Raw genomic sequence first — 19,767 nt, 5'->3', positions numbered from 1 at the left:
GTTCATTCCCAGATTGTCTTCCCGAAGCGCGGTTCCGTCTGGCCCGTCTCTCCGTCCCGTTCAGCGTGTCCCGCCGTTCGGTGAAGGGGTATTTACGGATGGCCGCCGAGACCCGCAAGAGGAAATTTCGACTTGTTCGCCATTTTTTCGACAGGTCACTGATTTTGCGTTATAAATTCGTGACATTCCGATGACGCGTCGGCGGTAGTGCTGCGGCTTTCTGGACCAGATTTTACCCCTGAAGCCCTTTGAGTCGGCGAATCCGACAGGGAATCGGGCGGAATCAGCGGTTGAAAGCCGTCTTCTTCGGGTCAGATCTGCGCCGCCGAGTCGGGATGCCTTGCGCGCCGCCCCCTCCGAATCCGCGCTACGAAAGAAAAAAGGCGCGGCCCCGCAGGGTCGCGCCTTCTGGATTTGATGTGCTGAAGATCAGCGCTTCGAGAACTGGAAGCTGCGGCGGGCTTTCGCGCGGCCGTACTTCTTGCGCTCGACAACGCGGCTGTCGCGGGTCAGGAAGCCCGCGGCTTTCAGCGCCGCGCGCAGCGAAGGCTCGTGCAGCTGAAGCGCCTGGCTGATGCCGTGCTTGACGGCACCGGCCTGACCCGACAGCCCGCCGCCCTTGACGGTGGCCTGAACGTCATACTGTCCAGCGACGCCAGCGACGTCGAAAGGCTGCTTCAGGATCATCTGCAGAACGGGGCGAGCGAAATACTCGTTGATGTCCTTGCCGTTCACGGTGACCTTGCCCGAGCCGGGCTTCACCCAGACGCGGGCAACCGCATCCTTGCGTTTGCCGGTGGCATAGGCACGGCCCAGATCGTCGCGCTGGGGTTCGCGCTTGACGGGGGCTTCGGCCACGGCGGCCTCGGTGCCCGAGACAGCCGACTTGAGATCGTCGAGAGTTTTGATGTCTTCGGCCATGATCACGCGCTCCGGGTGTTTTTCTTGTTCAGGACTTTGACGTCCAGAACTTCGGGCTGCTGTGCTTCGTGCGGATGCTCTGCGCCGGCATAGACGCGCAGGTTGGTCATCTGCTGCTTGCCCAGCTTGTTGCGGCTGATCATCCGCTCGACCGCCTTGATCACGACACGCTCGGGATGGGCGCCTTCAAGGATCTGGCGCGCGGTGCGATGCTTGATGCCGCCCGGATGGCCGGTATGCCAGTAGTATTTCTTGTCATCGCGCTTGGCGCCGGTCATCTGCACCTTGTCGGCGTTGATGATGATGACATTGTCGCCCATGTCCATATGCGGCGTGAAGCTGGGCTTGTGCTTGCCGCGCAGGCGATTGGCGACGATCGAGGCGAGACGGCCCAGAACGACGCCTTCGGCGTCGATCAGGATCCACTTCTTCTCGATTTCCGCCGGTTTCGCGGTATAGGTTTTCATCTTTCGTCCCTTCAGGGTCGGATTGAATTCGAGATGGCGGTGTATCCTTGATAACGCGACGCCAGTCAATACAGTTTGGCACCATATTTTTTAGCAATATCAGTAAATTACCAAATAGGTAATTAAATACCACCCGCCAAGGCGCCGTTTTCAGGCGGTTTTGGCGGAATCGAGTAGGTCATCGAACAGCGGGCCACCGGGTGAGCCTGCCCGTCCGAACGGATCAACGTGTCCGCCACGGCCAGCACCCTGCCCAGTTTCAGCAAGCGGCATGTCGCGATCAGGTCGCAACCTGCCTCGGGCTTGCGCATGAAATCGATCGAGGCATTGGTGGTCACCGCCAACGCAACCGGCCCGATCCGCGCAAGGATCGCGCAATAGACCGCCAGATCGGCAAGCGCGAACATGGTCGGACCGCTGATCGTGCCGCCCGGGCGCAGATGCGCCTGCCCGACCGTCATGCGTGCAGTCAGCTCTGCGATCCCGACACTCTCAACGCGATACTCGCTGGCGACCTGCGGAAACTCTCGCTGCAGGAACGCGTTCAGCGCCGTCGCATCCATCACCAGATCCATGCTTTCCCCCTGCCCCGTGCCGGCCTAGGCTTCCGGGAAAGGGAGGAGAGATCAAGATGCAAGACCTGGTCTTACGTAACGACACGGGGCATGTCGCCCGGCTGACCCTGAACGATCCCGCTCGGCTGAACGTTCTGTCCTTCGAGATGATCGACGCGCTTGCCGACGCGTTTCGCGGCATCGAGGCGGACGAGAAGATTCGCGCGGTGATCCTGTCCGCAAACGGCAAGGCATTCTGCGTGGGGCATGATCTGCGCCAGATGCAGGCGTCGCGCCAAGACGAGGACGCGGGACGAGCAGCGTTCGACCGGCTTTTCGGTCGCTGCGGCGGCATGATGCAGATGATCCCGGCCCTGCCCCAGCCGGTGATCGCCGAGGTTCACGGGGTTGCGACAGCGGCCGGATGTCAGCTGGTGGCGGCCTGCGACCTTGCGATCGCGACCGAGGACGCGAAATTCGGCGTCAACGGCGTGGACATCGGTCTTTTCTGTTCGACTCCGATGGTTGCGCTGACCCGCGCGATCGCGCCACGCGCGGCTTTTGAGATGCTTGTGACCGGCAACTTCATCACCGCCGCGCGCGCGCAAGAACTGGGCCTGGTCAACCGGGTCGCCACGCAGGCCAGCTTGTCCGAGGTGACAATGCAGATGGCGCAACAGATCGCGGCCAAGCTTCCCGCCGCGGTGCGTATGGGCAAGCGCGCCTTCCACGAGCAGTTGCGGCTTGGCCTTGCCGATGCCTACGCCACGGCCAGCGGCACGATCTGCGAAAACCTGATGCTGCCCGACACCGAAGAGGGCATTTCCGCCTTCCTGGAAAAACGCCGGCCATCCTGGGACGAGTCCTGATCCGCGGGGACGCGAACCGTCGGCCTCAACCGATCAGGATTCCAGCCCTTCGGGTCTGGTGCCGGGTTCGCCCGGAACGTTCGAGCCATCGTTCCTGCGGGCAGCAAGATCGAACTGACGCTGGCGTTCGCGGAACCGGACTCGGTCCGCGCTGCTGTATTCATCCACGCAACGGTGGCAGCAGACGCCCTCCTCGTATTCGGGCCGTTGCCGATCTTCGGGGGCCAGCGGACGGCGGCAGGCGTGGCACATGCCATGCCGCCCCTGACGCAAACCGTGGGTCAGGCTGACACGCTGATCAAAGACAAAGCAATCGCCCTGCCACAGGCTTTCATCCTCGGGAACATCCTCAAGGTATTTCAGAATCCCGCCTTTGAGGTGGAACACGTTCTCGACACCCTGCGACAGCAGGTAGTTCGTCGATTTCTCGCAGCGGATGCCGCCGGTGCAGAACATCGCGATGCGCTTGTTGTGAAAGCGGTGGGCGTTGGCCTGCCACCATGCGGGAAAGTCGCGAAAGCTTCGTGTGCCGGGATCGACCGCGCCCTGAAACGTTCCGATGCCGACTTCGTAATCGTTGCGGGTATCGATCACCGCCACGTCGGGCGCGCTGATCAGGGCGTTCCAGTCCGCCGGCTCGACATAGTGGCCCACCGAGGCCGTCGGATCGACATCCGGTTGACCCATTGTGACGATCTCGCGCTTCACCCGCACCTTCATGCGTCCGAACGGCATCGTCTCGGCGGTGTTTTCCTTCCAGTCCAGCGCCGCGCAGCCCGGCAACGCGCGGATATGATCCAGAACGGCGTCGACCCCTTCGCGGGTGCCGGCAATGGTCCCGTTGATGCCCTCGGCCGCCAGCAGCAATGTTCCACGCACACCCTTACCGCAGGCCAGTCGGGCCAACGGACCCTGCAACGCGGCCGGATCCGGGAAACGGGTGAAATGATATAGCGCGGCGACGGTCAGCATGGGCGCGGCATAGTCCAGCCGCGCCCCGCATGACAAGGCTCAGAACGTCAGGCCCATCGCGAAACCGCCAAGCACGTAACACACCAGCGTGATAAGCAGGATACCGATGATGTTCAGCACGACGCCGCCGCGCGCCATCTGCCCGATGGTCACGGTGCCGGTGCCGAAGACGATGGCGTTGGGCGGCGTGCCCACCGGCAACATGAAGGCGCAGGTCGCGGCGAACGCCGCCGGGATCAGCAGGCTCAGCGCATCTGCATTGATCCCCAGCGCGACCCCGCCCAGAATCGGAATGAAGGTCGCGGCCGTCGCGGTGTTCGAGGTGATCTCGGTCAGAAACAGGATGATCGTGACGACCGCAGCCACCAGCAGCACGCTGGGAAGCGCACCAAGCCCTTGCACCTGTGCGCCGAACCAGCTGTCCAGCCCGGATGCCGCGACCGCCGACGCAAGGCTGAGCCCGCCGCCGAACAGCAACAGCACGCCCCAAGGCAGCCCCTCTTCGGCGTCCTTCCATTCCAGCACCATCTTGTTGCGGCCCTGACCGGGAAGGATGAACATCGCAAGTCCGGCGGCGATGGCAATCGCAGTGTCGTTAAGGCTGTCCAGCCAACCGATGCCCAGAATCCCGGACAAAAGCCCCGGCACGACCCACAGGAATGCCGCGCCCAGAAAGACGAACATCACCATCTTCTCGCCCTGGCTCAGCGGGCCAAGATGCGCGATCTGGTCATCGATCATCTGGCGACCTCCCGGAATCTCGGGCAGGTCGAAACGATACAGGACCCGGGTCATCAGCAGCCATGCGATGAAGATGAACCCGAAGGCCAGCGGCACCCCCAGAATCATCCACTCCAGAAAGCCGATCTGACGGCCAAGCTCGTCGGCGGCATACCCCGCCACGATGGCGTTGGGCGGGCTGCCAAGCAGCGTTCCCAACCCGCCCATCGACGCAGCCCATGCGATCGAAAGCACAAGGCACACGCCGAAGGCCCGGATATTCGGGTCGCGCACCACGTCGGTGATCCTGGCCCCGCCAGACAGTTCCTCCTCGGCAGCCGCGCCGCCCTGCTTCGACCCGCGATCGACGACCAGCGCCAGCACAGAAAGACCGATCGGCAGCATCATCAGAGTCGTTGCGGTATTGGACACCCACATCGACAGGAACCCGGTCGCCAGCATCATCCCCAACACGATCCGGCGCGGCTCAACGCCGACCTTGCGCAGCGTCAGCAGCGCGACCCGGCGATGCAGGTTCCATTTCTCCATCGCGATCGCGATCAGGAAACCACCAAGGAACAGGAACACGATGGAACTGGCATAGGGGGCAGTCGCCTCACCGACGGTTCGATCCGTCAGCGCCGGAATCAGCACGATGGGCAACAGTGCGGTCGCCGACAACGGGATCGCCTCGGTCATCCACCAGATCGCCATCAGCGTGCCGACAGAAGCGACCACCCGCGCGTCAGGCGCCAGCCCTTCCGAGTTGCCCAGAAGCAACCACACCAGCAGTGCCATTCCCAGCCCCAGCAGCCGCAGACCCCAGATCAGCCGGGCGGATCTTTCGCCGCCATCATAGTCGTCATACTGACCCTGCTGGTGGAATTCGTCATCAAGCCCCATCGCCGCACCCTCCCGTTTGCGTTGTACCCGCCAGTTGGAATTCATCTTTCAATCCATCCTTGGTACGCTGCCGCATCTGTTCTGAAAATCCCCAACACGCAGCGCCAGATATCGGCGGGGTTGCATTCCCCACCGGGATCGAAGTTTCTTGGGTCCGGCAAGCAACAAGTAAGGTGCCGACATGCCCCACGCGCTGATCGTGATCGACATGCAGAATGATTTCTGTCCGGGCGGCGCGCTTGCGGTTGACGGCGGGCACGAGATCGTCGGCCGGATCAACAACCTGATGGCGGACTTCGACGCCGTGGTGCTGACGCAGGACTGGCACCCGGCCGATCATGCCAGCTTCGCCGACAACCATGCCGGCGCGAGGCCGTTCGAGACGACGGAAATGGATTACGGCGAACAGGTCCTGTGGCCGCGGCATTGCGTGATCGGCAGCGAGGGCGCCGGCTTTCACCGCGATCTGGACGTCAGCCGTGCGGACCTGGTGATCCGCAAGGGCTTTCGCGCCCATATCGACAGCTATTCGGCGTTTTTCGAGAATGACCGGCGCACACCGACAGGGCTGGCAGGCTATCTGCGCGAACGCGACCTGACGCAGTTGACCTTCGTCGGCCTCGCCCACGATTTCTGCGTGGCGTGGAGCGCGCTGGACGCAGCCAGACTGGGCTTTTCCGTCAGCGTGATCGAGGACGCCACCCGCGCCATCGACCTGAACGGCAGCAAGGATGCGGCACGCCAGAACATGCAGCAGGCAGGCGTATCGCTGCGATAGACGACGCGCGGGCTTGCACAGCCCGTCACGTTCAGGGCACCAATGATCGGAAATAAAGGGGGCCGCCGATGGTCGATATCGCCACGCGTGTCTATAATCACAAATGGAAGATCGACCCGATCGTCCGGTCGCTGATAGACACCGATTTCTACAAGCTGCTGATGTGCCAATCGGTGTTCCGCAATCGCCCCGACACCAATGTGACATTCAGCCTGATCAACCGCAGCAAGTCGATCCGCCTTGCCGAACTGATCGACGAGGGCGAATTGCGCGAACAGCTTGACCATGTCCGCAGCCTGTCGCTGAGCCGTGGTGAAAGCACATGGCTGCGCGGCAATACCTTCTATGGCAAACGGCAGATGTTCCGCCCGGATTTCATGGAATTTCTCGAAGGATTGCGTCTGCCGCCCTATCACCTCGAGAAGCGCGACGGACAGTACGAACTGACCTTCGAGGGCAAATGGCCCGAGGTCATGCTGTGGGAAATCCCCGCGCTGGCCATTCTCATGGAGTTGCGATCCCGCGCGGAACTGAAGGACATGGGTCGGTTCGAACTGCAGGTGCTGTATGCGCGCGCGATGACCCGGCTTTGGGAAAAGGTCCAGGCGCTGCGGGAACTGGACAATCTGCGGATCGCCGATTTCGGAACGCGGCGGCGGCACAGCTTTCTGTGGCAGGACTGGTGCGTGCAGGCAATGATGGAGGGGCTGGGCCAGCGTTTCACCGGGACCTCGAACTGTCTGATTGCCATGCGCCGCGACATCGAGGCGATCGGCACCAATGCCCACGAATTGCCGATGGTCTACGCCGCACTGGCCGACAGCGATGCCGAATTGCGCCGCGCACCCTATGATGTGCTGGCCGACTGGCACGAAGAACACGAGGGCAACCTGCGCGTCATCCTGCCTGACACCTACGGCACCGCACAGTTTCTAGAACACGCCCCCGACTGGCTGGCGGGTTGGACGGGGATCCGCATCGACAGCGGCGACCCGGCCCAAGGCGCCGAAGCCGCGATCCGCTGGTGGCAAAAGCGCGGCGAGGATCCCAGGCAGAAGTTGATCATCTTCTCGGACGGCCTGGATGTCGACAAGATCGCCGAACTGCACCACCAGTTTCACGGGCGCGTCAGGGTCAGCTTCGGCTGGGGGACGTTGCTGACGAATGATTTCCGGGGTCTGGTGGCCGGTGACGGACTGGCCCCGTTCAGCCTGGTCTGCAAGGCGGTCGCCGCGAATGGCCGCCCGACCGTCAAGCTGTCTGACAATCCGGCCAAGGCCACCGGTCCCGCGCCCGAGATCGCGCGCTATCGCCGGGTCTTCGATGTCGACGAGCAAACGGCGCAGCCAGTCCTGGTCTGATCTCAGCCGCCGGTCACCCGAAGTATCAGCAGACAGCACATCGCGCCCAGGAAACCGGTCGCGGGAACCGTCACGATCCAGGCTGCCGAGATGGTGGCAACATGACTGCGCCGGATCAGCAGGCGGCGGCGGCTTTCCTCGGCTGGCAAGGGGGATCGCGCCCTTGCGGCGCGCCGGTCCAGCCATTCCCGCGCGAACCCCACCCCGAAAATGCCGCCGATCGCGACATGCGTGGTTGAGACCGGCAGCCCGAAGGACGAGGCAGTCAGCACCGTCACGGCGGTCGCCAGCGATACGCAAAAGGCCCGCCCGGCGTTCAGTCTGGTGATCCCGCTGCCGACCATCACGACCAGTCGTCGCCCGAACAGCAGGGTTCCCAACGCAATCGCCAACCCGGCCAGCAGAAGCGCAGTGATCGGCACCGGCGACAGGGTATCGCCACCGTTCGACAGGATCACCGACAGCGGACCGGCGACATTCGCGACATCATTCGCCCCATGCGCAAAGCCCATGATGACGACGGCGACCAGCAGGACCGGCCTGAACAACCGCTTGCCGCCCGGCCTGTCGTCGGACTGTGCGATCTCGGTCGCCACGATCCGGCGCATCATCGCAAGACCCACGCCACCGGCGATCACTCCGACCGGCAGGGCAAGGGCCGGATCCAGATACATCCGCGCAAGCAGCACAAGATAGGCGGCAAAGCCTCCGGTCATCACGCCAACCAGCGGCGGCAGCCAGCGCATTGCAGCGGCACCACGATCCGGCGCATCCAGAACCCGCTGGCGGATCAGGATGACCAACATCCCGGCAAGCGCCGCGGCAACAAGCGGCGCGATCATCCAGGCGCTGGCGATCATCCCCAGCGTTGACCAATGCACAGCCTGACCGCCAAGGGCCGCAATTCCCGCCCCTGCGATACCTCCGACGATGGAATGCGAGGTACTGACCGGCAATCCAGCACCGGTCGCCGCCGTGATCCATACCGCGGCGCCAAGCAGCGCAGACAGCATGATCGTCGGTGCCGTCTGGCCACCGGATACCAGCAATTCGGCGTCGAATATGCCATGCGCAAGCCGGGACGTAACGGCATCACCGGCCAGGCTGGCGCCCGCGATTTCGGCCAAGGCGACCAGGACCAGGCCGGGAAAAAGCCTGATTGCGCCGGCCCCGACCGCCGGTCCCAACGAGTTGGCGACATCGTTCGACCCGATCGCAAGGCCCAGCCATCCGGCGACCACAAGCCCGGCGACCAGACCGGTCAACGCAGGCTCACCGGCACCCGCCCCCATCGCAGCGACAAGCCCCGCGACCACCAGCAACATCGCCAGTCCCAGCCGCCAGACCGGCCGAAAGGCGTGACGCTGCGCCGCCTCGGCGTGGGTGACGCGACCAAGATCCTTGTCCAGCACATGAAACCCACGCGACATCCGGATCATGCCGCGCCCGCCCATGGATGTTTGCCGCCCTGAATCCTAAGACGGGTCGTCATGTTCGTCAGGTTCAATGTCGGGGTCAGACGAGGAACGTGAAAGATCGCGCAGGACACGTTTCAGCCCCGGTTCGGCCACCATGCGCGCGGCCTCGGCCGGGGTCACCCAGCGCCGGCTGCGTTCATCGGATTCGGGAAAATCGGCAACCAAACGCGTGACCTTCAACAGGAAAACGCGCACCTCGACGGCGATCGAGAAACCGCTTTCCTGTTCCTTGTCATAGACATAGCGGCCGATTTCTTCGTGGCCGACGCGGCCTTCGACGCCCGCCTCCTCCCAGGCCTCTTGCGCGGCGGCGCCGGGCAGCGTCCGACCTTCCATCGGCCAACCTTTGGGAATGATCCACCGTCCGGTGCCGCGACTTGTCACCAGCAGCACCTTGCCGTTGTCAGGATCCACACAGATGGCCCCGACCTGCATTGCAGGCGGGCGTCTGCCCATCAGCATCCGAAGCGAACTGCGCAACGCGTTCATTCCTCGGTCTCCACCCTCCCTCTTAATGACTTCACCTGGCCGCGAACGGCCTTGGCCTTCAATCTTCTCTTCTTGCTTCCAAGCGTCGGCCGGGTTGCGATTCGCCGTTTCGGCGCGACCGTGGCGCGCCGGATCAGTTCGGCAAGCCGCTCGCGCGCGATTTCACGGTTGCGGGCTTGGCTGCGCGTGTCCTGAACCAGGATCTGGATCGCACCGTCCGCATTCCAGCGGCGCCCGGCAAGCCGCTGAAGGCGGCGCTTCACAGGATCGCTCAGATTTGGAGAACGCTGAGCCTCGAAGCGCAGTTCCACCGCCGTGGCCACCTTGTTCACATTCTGCCCGCCCGGCCCTTGGGCTCGGGTGAACTGTTCGGACAGTTCCCATTCCTCAATCGTTATATTGTCGGTCACATACAGCATGACCGCAAGATATGGCACACGCTTGGATCAGTTAAGGCTATATTCGTAAAAGAAACGTAAAGGCTGTCAGATAGACGCAGAAAAAACTTCAGACAAGGGGCTTTTTCGCGGATTCGGGCCAGTGCGCGTATGGCAACACGGCGCCGTCGCGGCGGCTTTGACCGATCCGCGCAACGTCGATCTCGGCAAAGATCCAGCCGGCGCTGTCCATCTGACCCTCGGCCACGATCCCCGTCTCGGGCCAGAAACCGTCAGGTGGGCCATAGATCGCCGCGCGGCCCCGATTTTCGTCGATCGCCGGGTTCCAGTCCACCTGACCGACCGTCGGCGCGTGAACCACGACGCACTGGCTTTCCAGCGCGCGCGCCATTGCGCCGATCCGGACCCGGTGAAAACCGGCCACGGTATCGGTGCAGCTTGGCACAAGAAGGATTTCCACGCCGGCTTCCGCCAGCACCCGCCCAAGCAAGGGAAACTCGCTGTCATAACAGATCAGGATACCGATCCGCCCCAACGCGGTGTCGAACACACGCAGACCGCTGCCGCCCACAACACACCAAGGATCGCGTTCAAATCGCGTCATGATCTGCTTGTCCTGATGGCCGATCCGACCGTTCGGACCAAACAACACGGCGCGGTTCACCGGCCTTGCCCCCTCGAACACCGGGCCGGACGCGGCCAGGATGTGACAGCCGTGGCGCGCGGCAAGGCGCGCGTGAAGATCGCCCGCCGCCGCGGCGTGACGTGCCACCTCTTGCAGCGACGATTCCAGATCCCAAGCGACCTCACGACCCCCAAGCGAGGCAAGTTCCATCGCGCCATATTCGGGGAAAACAAGAAGATCGGCGCCCTCGGAATCCTGCACCCAGCGACTGATCTTGGCCTCGTAGGCATCGAAATCTTCCAGCCAGTCGACGGGATAGGCGGCTGCGGCGATCTTCATAGTTCTCTCATCCAGAATTGCAGTTGCTTTTCGGTTTCGTGCTCGGCCCCGATGTCGCGCCACGCAAACTCCGCCGTGACCCCGTCAAGCGATGTATAGCCGCGCTTGCGCCAGAATCCATCCAGCGGTCGATAATCTGCGGGTTGCGCGGGATGCCCGTCGGGCCGGATCACGCGGCAGAACGCCGAATAGCGCGCGCCCAGCCCACGGGCATGCGCCTCTCTGGCGTCGAAGAAGGCGTGGCCGAGCCCGCGCCCCCGATATTCCGGCAACAGCACCGATTCCGCACAGTAGAAAATCTCGGACAGCGATTCCGGACGATCCGCGAAGGCGGCGCCGAAGTCGGCGGCATGATCAGCCATCGGCGCGCCGGTGGCCGCCCCCACGATCCGGTCGCCGTCCAGCGCCGCGACGACGACGGCGCCTGGCGACCTGTAGGCCTGAAGATAATTCTCTTCGTATTCGGCATCGCCATCGTAAAGATACGGCCAGTCGCGAAAGACCGCCATGCGAAGCCGTGCAACATCGGGCAACGCGCTGGTCAGCGAATCGCCGGTCAGGATGCGTGTCTTCACCGTCATTGGTTGACCTGCCGCACCCAGTCGGCAAGATTGTAATAGGTCGTGACGCGGGCGATCTTGCCGTCCCGGATGGTGAAAAAGGATCCTGCGGGCAGACGGTAGGTCTGACCATTCGCCTCGGGCAGCCCCTCGTCGGTTTCAAGATAGCTGCCGTTCACCACGAATTCCGCGGCGGCCCGATCACCATCCTCGCTCGCGAAAACGACGATATCTGTCAGATTCTCCTTGTAGCAACGCGCCATATGGGCGTTGAACTGGGCGAACAGGTCCTTTCCGCGCCGGATCTGGCCCTCATTGACGTGATGTTCGACTTCGTCATGCAACAGATCCAGCATCCGGTCGGTTTGGCCAGCGTTGAATGCCTCGAAATAGGCGGCGATCAGGGTTTTGGTGTCCATTCGCGATCCTCCTTGGTGGCCTTTGGCCGGTCTATCCTGCACGGCACGCCGCGTCATCCCGGCACTAGGGACCAGTCGCCGACCGCGTGGCAAGCTAATCGGTCCATGGGCCGGATCGCGCCATACCAACCGACATCGCGGGCATCTATCGCGACATATGGGCAATCTTGCCAGTCCGCGCGGGCTGGCGCCGCTTGAATTTTGCAGCCATCATGTTAGCGCTTATCAGAACCAACGCGCAGGGGGGATTTGCGCCATGACCGACACGACCAGCCTTGGCCACCGAGAGATCACCTGCTTCAAGGCATACGATGTCCGCGGCGAACTGGGCAAGAATCTGGATCAGGACGTTGCCTACCGCATCGGTCGCGCCTTTGCCCAGGCCCGTGACGCAAAGAGGGTGGTGGTAGGACGCGACAGCCGCGAAACCTCGCCCCAGCTTGCCGATGCGCTGATCGAGGGGTTGACCGATGGTGGCGCCGACGTGCTGGACTTGGGACTGGCCGGCACCGAAGAGGTCTATTTCCACACCGGCTTTCACGATACCGATGGCGGGATCGAGGTGACGGCGTCACACAATCCGATCAACTACAACGGCATGAAGATCGTTGGACGCGGCTCGGCGCCGCTGGACCCGGCAACCGAACTGCCGCCGATCGTCGCGCTGGCAACGGGCGGCGATTTCAAGGCCGCGACCAAGGGCAGTGTCACCGATTTCAGCCACGCGCGCGCAGAATACGCGAAAGCCATGGCCGACTTCGTCCAGATCGATGCGCTGCGCCCCATGAAGATCGTGGTCAACGCCGGCAACGGAACCGCGGGTCCGACCTTCGACGCGATTGCCGCCGAACTGGAACGGCGCGGTGCCCCGCTGACCTTCGTGCGGATGCACCATGATGTCGACAGCAGCTTTCCCAACGGCATTCCGAATCCCCTGCTGCCGGAAAACCAGCCGCCCACCGTCCAGAAGGTGCAGGCCGAGAACGCCGACCTGGGGGTGGCCTGGGACGGCGATTTCGACCGGTGTTTCTTCTTCGACGAAAATGGTCGCTTCATCCCGGGCGAATACATCGTGGGGCTTCTGGGCGCGGCGTTCCTGGAAAAGTCACCTGGCGAGAAGATCGTCCATGATCCGCGCGTCATCATGAACACCCGCGCGATGATCGAAGAAGCGGGCGGCGAGGCTGTGGTCTCCAAGACCGGGCACGCCTTCATCAAACGCAAGATGCGCGATGTTGGCGCGATCTATGGCGGCGAGATGTCCGCCCATCACTATTTCCGCGACTTCTATTTTTGCGACAGCGGGATGATCCCTTGGCTGCTGATGGTCGAATTGCTGTCGCGCAAGGGCAAGACGCTGGCAGAACTGCTGTCGGAGCGGATGCGGCTTTATCCATCCTCGGGCGAGACGAACTATCACATCGACGATCCCGACGCGGCGATCGCCCGGCTGATCGACCGTTATCAGTCGCAGGCAGAAAGTCGCGACGATCTGGACGGCGTGTCGCTGAACTTCGGCAACTGGCGCTTCAACCTGCGGAAGTCCAATACCGAGCCCGTCGTGCGGCTGAACCTTGAGGCCGATGGGGACGAGGCACTGGTCAATGAAAAACAGGCTGAACTTGCGGCTTTGCTGAAAGCCTGAACGACCTGGGGGCGCGCGACACGGGTCGCCGGCCCTCAGGGCCTGTCCGGGAACCCGAAGGCGATATAGTCGCGCAAGTAGGCCGACTTTGCCGCTGCGACCAGATCGGGTTCATCAAGGAATGCGGGCCATGCCTCGGCGGCGATCCGGTCCAGCCTTGCCTCCTCTATGCCCACCTGCCGGCACAGAAACCCTAGGTCCTCGGCAAGGCGCGACTCTCGGACCAGCATGTCGGGCTGCGTAAAGCGGGAATATCCTGCCAGAACCTCGGTCTGTGACGCCCAATGCGGATGGGTGGGCAACGTCGTCTGGGCGTTGAGATTGCGGCGCAGGAAGCCAAGAAAATCGCGGAACAACGCCGCGCTTTGATCATCGCCCAGCTCGGCCAACGCCGCATCCTCGGGCAGCGCCACGCGATGGACATCGCGCATCAATTGCCGCAGCTCAGGCCGGGCGTTGGTCAGAAGATGAAGAAAGGCGTCCCAGGCACGGTGCAGAGGATGGCGCAGCACCGCAAAGCTGCGATGCCCGGGGCGATCACGTTTCCACTGCCGCAGGATGTTCTGCGTATGCTCGCCGGTCACCGGTCCCAGCGCCCGCAGCCAGCCATGCGTCATCTCGACCGGGCCGCCTTGAACCGGCAGATGCAACAGCCCTGCCCCTGCATCGCAGACAATGTAGCTGGGAACGGCAGGGCCACGACGAGGTTCGAAATTGGGAATCCTGTGCAGTCCGAACACGTCAAGCTTGGCCAGATCCGTCCGCATCTGATCGAAGTTGCCGACCTTGTCGGCCAACTCGCGCGGGTTCTGCGGCACCTGATCGCGGGCCGCATCAACCTTGTCCAGATCGCGCCGGCCCAGCCAATGCAGCAAACCGGTCATCACCTCCGGATCGCGCAGATCGTCATATTCCAGCCAGAACGCGGACTGCCCGCTGATTTGCAGACGGTGGATGATCCGGCGCTGAAACGCCTCGACATCGGACAGCATCCGATGAAATTCGGCGCTGTCATAGGTGGTTCGGGCGGGAATCGGGGTTTCCGTCTCGTTCAGCTTCCATTGGTTCGTTTCCCGTGCCAGCCGCGTCGATACATAGCTGTCCAGGGGGTTGCGGGTCAGCACGATCTTGGCGCAGGCGTGATTGTCCATGATCGCATCGAACACACGCGGATCATGATCGTGGAAATAGCGGAAACCTGGCAAATGTCCGGGTTTGTCGGTCAGTTTCCGCAACAGCGGCATGGGATCTGCCTCGCGCTCGTCGCGGGTGATTCCCTGCATTTCGTCCTTGTCCGGCCAACCCATCATATAGGGATTGAAAGCCTCTCCGAAGCAGGTGACCTTCTTCAGCCGGTTCAGTGTTGCCTCCAGCAGGTTCGAGCCGGTGCGCATCTCGGCGAAAATCACGAAGCTGCGGAAACCGTGGATCATTCGGCGCTTCTCCTTTGGCCGTCGTCGATATTCGTCAAGGGCAGCCCATCGCCGGTCAGACGAGGCCGCAGTCCCGAATTGCGCAGCCGGCGCAACAGGTCATCCAGCCCCGTCAGATCCCGCATCCTGGGAAGGTCTGTGACCGGTGCGGCCTGCGGGTCGATCTGTCGGACGGCCTCGTCCAGCAGGGCCAGCGGACGGGAAAGAAAGTCACTGAGGTCATGGACCTGAACCCGCGCCTTGACCCATACCGAATTCAGCACGTCAAGCTGTTCGATCTCGCCGCGTTGCAACAGCGCTGTGACGCGCCGGATATCGTCGAATGGCATGCCCGATTGCAGCAAGGGCAGCATCCACGCGCCGGTCACGACAATCAGATGTGCATTCGGGTCGGTTGCGATGAACCAGTTCAGGACCTGGTTGTCGCGCGGACTGAACTGGAAGATCTGCATCCGCGTGGTGATGCGGATCAGCGCCGTCAGGAAACCCTGCGCGTCGTGATCGCGCAACATGGAATTCGACGAGATGGCCCCCGGCCCGATCTCGGGGCGCCCGGCAAACTCGACACCCTCGGGGCCGAATAGATGGCCATGCACATCGCCCGAAACCCGATCGGTCAACCATGTCTCGAATTCGGGAAACACGTCTGAAAAGCCTTGAAACACGGCATAGGGCGCCGAGGTCTTGCCGTTCTCGGCGTCCTTTCGCGGATAACGGCTTTGCATGTAAAGCCCCGGCCGCCCCAGAACTCGCCGCATAACCGTGCGATTGATCATTCGTTGGAACCGCGCAGGCTGTGGCGGGGACATATCGGCGTGCCCCGTCATGGGCCGCGGGAAATGTGCCATCAATCTTGCCGCACGCGGCCATGCCTTGCGGGCAACGAAGCAGCGCGACTCCTCAAGCAGGCGAATATGATCGTCATACAGCTGATACGGGCGCCCCTGGTGGTCGAATTGAGCCAGAGTCAGTGAACGGCTTTCGACATCGACCGAATGTCGCCGGACCAGCGTCTGGAAGTAGCTTTCGTCAGGGATCCAGCTAAGCCGGAAATAGCGATCGAACTCGGCGCGCCGAGGGTCGTTCAGGATCAGGCGTAGTGTTTCCGCTGTCAGACACCACCACTGCGCACCCAGATGCGGCGCCACACCGCGCGGCAGCCGACGGCGAATCCCAAGCCGACGTTGCCATTCGACGAAACGGTCGAAAAGCCAACGCTGACGTCGCCAGTCGAACGGAAAGTACAGCGTGAACCTTTCCTCGTTCAGTCCTCCGACCGCCCAGCCAACTTCGTGCGCGCTGACACTTTCAATGTGATCTCGCTGCGGGTCGGCGGCCAGAAAGGCAATCAAGTCGGCGATGGGCCGCAGCGGCAGACATGCCCCCGAGGCCAGATAGACATGCGTGATGTCGGGATATTCATGCAGAAGCGCCTCGGCAGCGTCCTGGGTTGCCCGGACAAGGTTGAACCGGCCCCAGTCGCACCGATGGCGGCGCGAATACATGACCCCATCCAGCCCGGCCAGCGCCGCCTTCATCGGTCCAAGGCGAGATTCAGGAACCTTGGCATCGACATGGATCACCACACGCGCACCGCCTTCGGCCCATATTCGCGCCATTCGCGCGGCCACATCCAGGTCGGCGTGGCACAGCAGGACCACACCAAGGCGCACCTGAAAGCTCATGCCCAGTTACCCCGGCTGATCAGCCCCAGATCCTCCAGCTGCCGCCAATCCTGATATTCACGCGATTCGCTGCACCACAACGTGGTTCCGCGCTGCATGCCCGAATGGTACGCCCGGTATTCCTTGCTGTTTGCATAGTGTTGGCGTCGGTCAAGCTCTTCGGCGGATTTCTGGGCGAAGGTGGACAGGAACTTGGCGTGCAGCAGACTTCCCGACGCCATTTCTCCGCCGCTCTCGTCATAGACATGGTTCAGGCCACGCGGCAGCAGCATATGGGTCGAACTGACATAGGCATATCGCCAGTGCCACTTGACCAGAGGTATCTTGTTCAGTGCCGGCCCTGTCAGGGGATCATAGGAAAAGAACGCCCGCGTTCTGGGACCGCCCTGGATCCAGAGATTGCCGAGATATTGGTTCTTGCTGATCGAATAGTTGGCGGGATCGAACCAGCGTGCGATCTCGAAGGGGTCCTGACCTTCGCGATAGATCTGATCCTCTATGCCGCCCTTGGGATACATGTCCAGAAGCATCGCTGGAAAGGACGGCCGTCCGGACGCATCCAGCCAGTCCGTCAGCGCGTCCAGCGGACGCGTGTCGCAATGCGGGTAGATCAGGAATTCGTCCGGATCAACGGTCAGGCACCAATGTCCGCGCCCATATCGCAGAAGCAACCAGTTGATCCAGTCCATGCCGAAACGATGCCGCTTGTAACTCGAGTCGGTCCACCACAGCGAAACATCAGCCTGTTCGCGCAGGAAATCACTGCTGCCGTCGTCGCTGGCATTATCCACGAACAGGAAATGCCGCACGCCCAGATTGCGATAGTAATCCAGAAAATAAGGCAGGCGAATTCGTTCGTTACGCTGGGTGACGAAGGCAAGGATATCCTTTGGCTGGATCAGCGCGGTCCGGTCGGCGACCGCGTGCAGCACCCTGCGTCGGCGAACCGCGCGACCGATCAGATATTGCCTTTCCAGCCTACGGCGAATGCGGTCGGGCACCGGAAGACGGCCAAGAGGTGTCATCTGGAAATGCCCGTTCTTGCAGGAAGTCTGGCCTTCAGGATCATGGCCCCGACATGCGGTTTCAGCCGCGATTTGGCAAGAGTTTTCACCCCTTGTGGGTGTTTGCCTTTGCGGAATCGCCTGCACTCATCAGCCCCAGCGCCTGCAATTGTGCAGGATTGTCAAAACGCACCGAACCCGGATGCCACAGCACCGGCGCATCGGTCAGGGCGCGATGATAGTCTGCATAGGCGTCAGGATCGGCAAAATGCTGGCGTCGCGTCAGTTCCTCTTGGGATTTCGCAACGATCTCGGGCAGGAATTTTCCGTGCAGCAACACGCCTGACAGCCGCGGATCACCCGGCCCGTCATACAGATCGTTCAGCCGCGGCGGCAGCATGGAATGGGTCGAGTTGACATAGACATAGCCGCGCTGCCAGCGCACCAACGGCAGCTTGTTCAGCGTCGGCGCGCGCCTTGGATCATCGGCGAAGAACGCCCGTTCGCGCGGCCCACCCCGCACCCAGCGATTACGTTTGGGTTGCTGTATCCGACAGCGATATGGACCCGCATCGAAGAACGGCAGTTGTTCGGTCAGCACGGCCTTTTTTGTCGCGTCCGGACGACCCAGCGGCCCGCGTGGATAGAGGTCCAGCATCAGCGCACCCATCGCCTCGGCGCGCCGCGAGGCCAGATCGACGGTCAACTCCGCCAGATCCCGCGTCTGGCAGCCGGGATAGACAAGCAACTCGTCCAGATCCACCGTCAGGCACCAATGTCCGGTGCCATGGCGGAACAGCAAGGCACCCAGCCAGTCCATGCCGAACCGGCTGTCGCGGTAACTGCCGGTCGCACGCCACAGCGACACATCGCCTTGCCCGCGAAGCAGATCGGCTGAACCGTCGCTGCTGTCGTTGTCCACTATCAGGAAATGACGCACGCCAAGCGCGCGATAATGATCCATGAACTCGGGCAAACGCCGCGCCTCGTTCCGCATCGTGGCGAATAACAGAATGTCATCGCTGCGAATCGCGGCGGTGCGGTCGGCAAGCGGTGACAGCTCGCGGCCCGACCTGATGGCGCGCCAGATCAGTTCACGCCGCTTCCAGCGCAGCCGATAGGCCGACCATGCCCTGCGCAGCCGGCCCCGTTCCATCTCAGCGCTCGTAGTGGCCGTTCTGGTGCCACCGCCAAGCGTCGCCGATCATCTGCTTCATGGTCGAGCGCCCGGGATGCCAGCCCAGTTCCGCCTTCGCCCGCTGGCTGCCGCACACAAGCTTCACGGCATCGCCGCCCCTGCGCGGCCCATCCTGCATCGGAACCGTCCGATTGGTGACATGTCTGGTCGCATCGACGACTTCGCGCACCGAAAACCCATCGCCGGTTCCAAGGCAGAACACCTGGCTGCCCTTGCCAGAACGCAGCCACTCCAGCCCGGCAACATGGGCATCAACCAGATCCATGACATGCACATAGTCGCGAATGCAGGTTCCGTCCGGTGTCGGATAGTCGGTGCCGTGAATGGTCAGCGCCGTGCGCTTTCCATCCACCGCATCCAGAATCAGCGGGATCAGGTGCGTCTCGGGCCGGTGAAATTCTCCGATCTCGGCGTCGGGATCGGCGCCCGCGACGTTGAAATAGCGAAAAATGACATGCCGCAAGCCGTGGGCCGCGCCAAAATCGACCAGCATATCCTCGATCGCGCGTTTGGAGGCGCCATAGGCGTTCAGGGGTACTTGAGGCGTATCCTCATCCAGAACCTCGCCGTCGCGGTCACCATAGGTCGCGCAGGTCGAACTGAAGACAAAATCCAGACATCCCGCCGCGACAGCCGCCTCGATCAGGTTCAGCGACCCTGCGACATTGTTGCGCCAGTATCGGCCAGGCTCGGCCATTGCCTCGCCCACCTGGCTGAGCGCCGCGAAATGCAGAACGGCGACGGGCCGATGCTCAGCGAATGCCCTATCCAGCGCGGCACGGTCCAACAGATCGCCCTGGACCAGCGGGCCGAACTTGACCGCATCTCGCCAGCCCGTCGACAGATTGTCGAACGTCACCGGGACAAGTCCTGCCGCCGCCAGTGCCTTGCAGGCATGCGAGCCGATATAACCGGCGCCGCCGGTCACGAGCACCTTCCCTGTCATGGC

The 19,767-nt window shown here is 62.7% G+C and carries 21 protein-coding genes; 5 read left to right on the top strand and 16 right to left on the bottom strand.

Annotated features, from left to right (window positions below):
• A partial coding sequence (locus J7359_RS13265; protein WP_209057251.1) for a hypothetical protein occupies positions 1-194 on the top strand: 194 nt, incomplete at its 5' end.
• Between the two features lie 235 nt (positions 195-429).
• Here J7359_RS13265 and rpsI read toward each other — a convergent pair.
• The 3 genes from rpsI to J7359_RS13250 all read right to left on the bottom strand — a co-directional run bounded on the left by rpsI (position 430) and on the right by J7359_RS13250 (position 1,963).
• Positions 430-921, bottom strand: a complete 492-nt coding sequence (gene rpsI / locus J7359_RS13260) for a 30S ribosomal protein S9 (protein WP_209057250.1) — start codon at positions 919-921, stop codon at positions 430-432.
• A 2-nt stretch (positions 922-923) separates the two neighbouring features.
• Positions 924-1,388 (bottom strand): 50S ribosomal protein L13, encoded by a 465-nt coding sequence (rplM, locus tag J7359_RS13255; RefSeq protein WP_209057249.1) that lies wholly within the window; start codon positions 1,386-1,388, stop codon positions 924-926.
• Between the two features lie 122 nt (positions 1,389-1,510).
• Positions 1,511-1,963: a PaaI family thioesterase gene (locus tag J7359_RS13250; RefSeq protein WP_209057248.1), complete on the bottom strand. Its 453-nt coding sequence runs from the start codon at positions 1,961-1,963 to the stop codon at positions 1,511-1,513.
• 56 nt (positions 1,964-2,019) lie between these two features.
• Here J7359_RS13250 and J7359_RS13245 point away from each other — a divergent pair, with 56 nt between their 5' ends.
• On the top strand, positions 2,020-2,811 hold the full coding sequence (locus J7359_RS13245) for an enoyl-CoA hydratase (RefSeq protein WP_209057247.1): 792 nt from the start codon (positions 2,020-2,022) through the stop codon (positions 2,809-2,811).
• A 33-nt stretch (positions 2,812-2,844) separates the two neighbouring features.
• Here J7359_RS13245 and J7359_RS13240 read toward each other — a convergent pair whose 3' ends face one another.
• Entirely contained in the window at positions 2,845-3,783 is a 939-nt protein-coding gene (locus J7359_RS13240) for a rhodanese-related sulfurtransferase (RefSeq protein WP_209057246.1), read from the bottom strand.
• Positions 3,784-3,822: 39 nt separating this feature from the next.
• Positions 3,823-5,451 (bottom strand): SLC13 family permease, encoded by a 1,629-nt coding sequence (locus J7359_RS13235; RefSeq protein WP_209057244.1) that lies wholly within the window; start codon positions 5,449-5,451, stop codon positions 3,823-3,825.
• Between the two features lie 136 nt (positions 5,452-5,587).
• Here J7359_RS13235 and pncA point away from each other — a divergent pair, with 136 nt between their 5' ends.
• Both pncA and pncB read left to right on the top strand, forming a co-directional pair.
• Positions 5,588-6,184, top strand: coding sequence for a bifunctional nicotinamidase/pyrazinamidase (gene pncA, locus J7359_RS13230; RefSeq protein WP_209057243.1), 597 nt, complete (start codon positions 5,588-5,590; stop codon positions 6,182-6,184).
• A gap of 68 nt (positions 6,185-6,252) precedes the next feature.
• The gene (pncB, locus tag J7359_RS13225) at positions 6,253-7,545 is read left to right on the top strand and encodes a nicotinate phosphoribosyltransferase (RefSeq protein WP_209057242.1); all 1,293 of its coding nucleotides are present in this window, start codon (positions 6,253-6,255) and stop codon (positions 7,543-7,545) included.
• A 2-nt stretch (positions 7,546-7,547) separates the two neighbouring features.
• Here pncB and J7359_RS13220 read toward each other — a convergent pair whose 3' ends face one another.
• The 6 genes from J7359_RS13220 to J7359_RS13195 form a co-directional block, all read right to left on the bottom strand.
• Positions 7,548-8,999 (bottom strand): inorganic phosphate transporter, encoded by a 1,452-nt coding sequence (locus J7359_RS13220; protein WP_247740378.1) that lies wholly within the window; start codon positions 8,997-8,999, stop codon positions 7,548-7,550.
• 21 nt (positions 9,000-9,020) lie between these two features.
• On the bottom strand, positions 9,021-9,512 hold the full coding sequence (locus J7359_RS13215; RefSeq protein ID WP_247740377.1) for an NUDIX hydrolase: 492 nt from the start codon (positions 9,510-9,512) through the stop codon (positions 9,021-9,023).
• On the bottom strand, positions 9,509-9,931 hold the full coding sequence (arfB, locus tag J7359_RS13210; protein WP_209057241.1) for an alternative ribosome rescue aminoacyl-tRNA hydrolase ArfB: 423 nt from the start codon (positions 9,929-9,931) through the stop codon (positions 9,509-9,511). Before arfB ends, J7359_RS13215 begins: the two co-directional genes overlap by 4 nt.
• 88 nt (positions 9,932-10,019) lie before the next feature.
• Positions 10,020-10,874, bottom strand: coding sequence for a carbon-nitrogen hydrolase family protein (locus J7359_RS13205; protein WP_209057240.1), 855 nt, complete (start codon positions 10,872-10,874; stop codon positions 10,020-10,022).
• A complete protein-coding gene (locus tag J7359_RS13200; RefSeq protein WP_209057239.1) occupies positions 10,871-11,455 on the bottom strand; it encodes a GNAT family N-acetyltransferase in 585 nt (194 codons plus the stop codon). The genes J7359_RS13205 and J7359_RS13200 overlap by 4 nt, the downstream gene beginning before the upstream one ends.
• Positions 11,452-11,853, bottom strand: a complete 402-nt coding sequence (locus tag J7359_RS13195) for a ketosteroid isomerase-related protein (protein ID WP_209057238.1) — start codon at positions 11,851-11,853, stop codon at positions 11,452-11,454. The genes J7359_RS13200 and J7359_RS13195 overlap by 4 nt, the downstream gene beginning before the upstream one ends.
• A gap of 256 nt (positions 11,854-12,109) precedes the next feature.
• Between J7359_RS13195 and J7359_RS13190 the strand changes: the two genes are divergently transcribed.
• Positions 12,110-13,498, top strand: coding sequence for a phosphomannomutase (locus J7359_RS13190; RefSeq protein WP_209057236.1), 1,389 nt, complete (start codon positions 12,110-12,112; stop codon positions 13,496-13,498).
• 35 nt (positions 13,499-13,533) lie between these two features.
• On the opposite strand, the gene J7359_RS13185 is transcribed toward J7359_RS13190, so the two are convergent.
• From J7359_RS13185 to galE, 5 genes are all read right to left on the bottom strand, one after another.
• Positions 13,534-14,931 carry a sulfotransferase family 2 domain-containing protein gene (locus J7359_RS13185; RefSeq protein WP_209057235.1) on the bottom strand — a complete coding sequence of 466 codons (1,398 nt, stop codon included), beginning with the start codon at positions 14,929-14,931 and terminating at the stop codon, positions 13,534-13,536.
• Positions 14,928-16,616 carry a beta-1,6-N-acetylglucosaminyltransferase gene (locus tag J7359_RS13180; protein ID WP_209057234.1) on the bottom strand — a complete coding sequence of 563 codons (1,689 nt, stop codon included), beginning with the start codon at positions 16,614-16,616 and terminating at the stop codon, positions 14,928-14,930. The genes J7359_RS13185 and J7359_RS13180 overlap by 4 nt, the downstream gene beginning before the upstream one ends.
• Entirely contained in the window at positions 16,613-17,641 is a 1,029-nt protein-coding gene (locus tag J7359_RS13175; RefSeq protein ID WP_209057233.1) for a glycosyltransferase family 2 protein, read from the bottom strand. The genes J7359_RS13180 and J7359_RS13175 overlap by 4 nt, the downstream gene beginning before the upstream one ends.
• Positions 17,642-17,726: 85 nt before the next feature.
• Positions 17,727-18,776, bottom strand: coding sequence for a glycosyltransferase family 2 protein (locus J7359_RS13170; RefSeq protein WP_209057232.1), 1,050 nt, complete (start codon positions 18,774-18,776; stop codon positions 17,727-17,729).
• A gap of 1 nt (position 18,777) precedes the next feature.
• Complete coding sequence (galE, locus tag J7359_RS13165) at positions 18,778-19,764, bottom strand: UDP-glucose 4-epimerase GalE (RefSeq protein ID WP_209057231.1); 987 nt, start codon at positions 19,762-19,764, stop codon at positions 18,778-18,780.
• Positions 19,765-19,767 lie beyond the last annotated feature (3 nt).

It is taken from the genome of Paracoccus sp. R12_2 (assembly GCF_017744015.1).
GTDB lineage: Bacteria > Pseudomonadota > Alphaproteobacteria > Rhodobacterales > Rhodobacteraceae > Paracoccus.
The sequence above is the reverse complement of the archived record's forward strand: the minus strand, read 5'-3'. Positions and strand labels throughout refer to the sequence as shown.

Bases quoted from the DNA above. Each gene is read 5' to 3' on its own strand.
- J7359_RS13205 (WP_209057240.1), bottom strand. From the start codon at position 10,874: ATGAAGATCGCCGCAGCCGCCTATCCCGTCGACTGGCTGGAAGATTTC.
- J7359_RS13235 (WP_209057244.1), bottom strand. From the start codon at position 5,451: ATGAATTCCAACTGGCGGGTACAACGCAAACGGGAGGGTGCGGCGATG.
- J7359_RS13215 (WP_247740377.1), bottom strand. From the start codon at position 9,512: ATGAACGCGTTGCGCAGTTCGCTTCGGATGCTGATGGGCAGACGCCCG.
- J7359_RS13240 (WP_209057246.1), bottom strand. From the start codon at position 3,783: ATGCTGACCGTCGCCGCGCTATATCATTTCACCCGTTTCCCGGATCCG.
- J7359_RS13250 (WP_209057248.1), bottom strand. From the start codon at position 1,963: ATGGATCTGGTGATGGATGCGACGGCGCTGAACGCGTTCCTGCAGCGA.
- pncB (WP_209057242.1), top strand. From the start codon at position 6,253: ATGGTCGATATCGCCACGCGTGTCTATAATCACAAATGGAAGATCGAC.
- J7359_RS13180 (WP_209057234.1), bottom strand. From the start codon at position 16,616: ATGAGCTTTCAGGTGCGCCTTGGTGTGGTCCTGCTGTGCCACGCCGAC.
- pncA (WP_209057243.1), top strand. From the start codon at position 5,588: ATGCCCCACGCGCTGATCGTGATCGACATGCAGAATGATTTCTGTCCG.
- rplM (WP_209057249.1), bottom strand. From the start codon at position 1,388: ATGAAAACCTATACCGCGAAACCGGCGGAAATCGAGAAGAAGTGGATC.
- J7359_RS13175 (WP_209057233.1), bottom strand. From the start codon at position 17,641: ATGACACCTCTTGGCCGTCTTCCGGTGCCCGACCGCATTCGCCGTAGG.
- J7359_RS13245 (WP_209057247.1), top strand. From the start codon at position 2,020: ATGCAAGACCTGGTCTTACGTAACGACACGGGGCATGTCGCCCGGCTG.
- J7359_RS13185 (WP_209057235.1), bottom strand. From the start codon at position 14,931: ATGATCCACGGTTTCCGCAGCTTCGTGATTTTCGCCGAGATGCGCACC.
- rpsI (WP_209057250.1), bottom strand. From the start codon at position 921: ATGGCCGAAGACATCAAAACTCTCGACGATCTCAAGTCGGCTGTCTCG.
- J7359_RS13195 (WP_209057238.1), bottom strand. From the start codon at position 11,853: ATGGACACCAAAACCCTGATCGCCGCCTATTTCGAGGCATTCAACGCT.
- J7359_RS13200 (WP_209057239.1), bottom strand. From the start codon at position 11,455: ATGACGGTGAAGACACGCATCCTGACCGGCGATTCGCTGACCAGCGCG.
- J7359_RS13190 (WP_209057236.1), top strand. From the start codon at position 12,110: ATGACCGACACGACCAGCCTTGGCCACCGAGAGATCACCTGCTTCAAG.
- J7359_RS13170 (WP_209057232.1), bottom strand. From the start codon at position 18,776: ATGGAACGGGGCCGGCTGCGCAGGGCATGGTCGGCCTATCGGCTGCGC.
- galE (WP_209057231.1), bottom strand. From the start codon at position 19,764: ATGACAGGGAAGGTGCTCGTGACCGGCGGCGCCGGTTATATCGGCTCG.
- J7359_RS13220 (WP_247740378.1), bottom strand. From the start codon at position 8,999: ATGGGCGGGCGCGGCATGATCCGGATGTCGCGTGGGTTTCATGTGCTG.
- arfB (WP_209057241.1), bottom strand. From the start codon at position 9,931: ATGCTGTATGTGACCGACAATATAACGATTGAGGAATGGGAACTGTCC.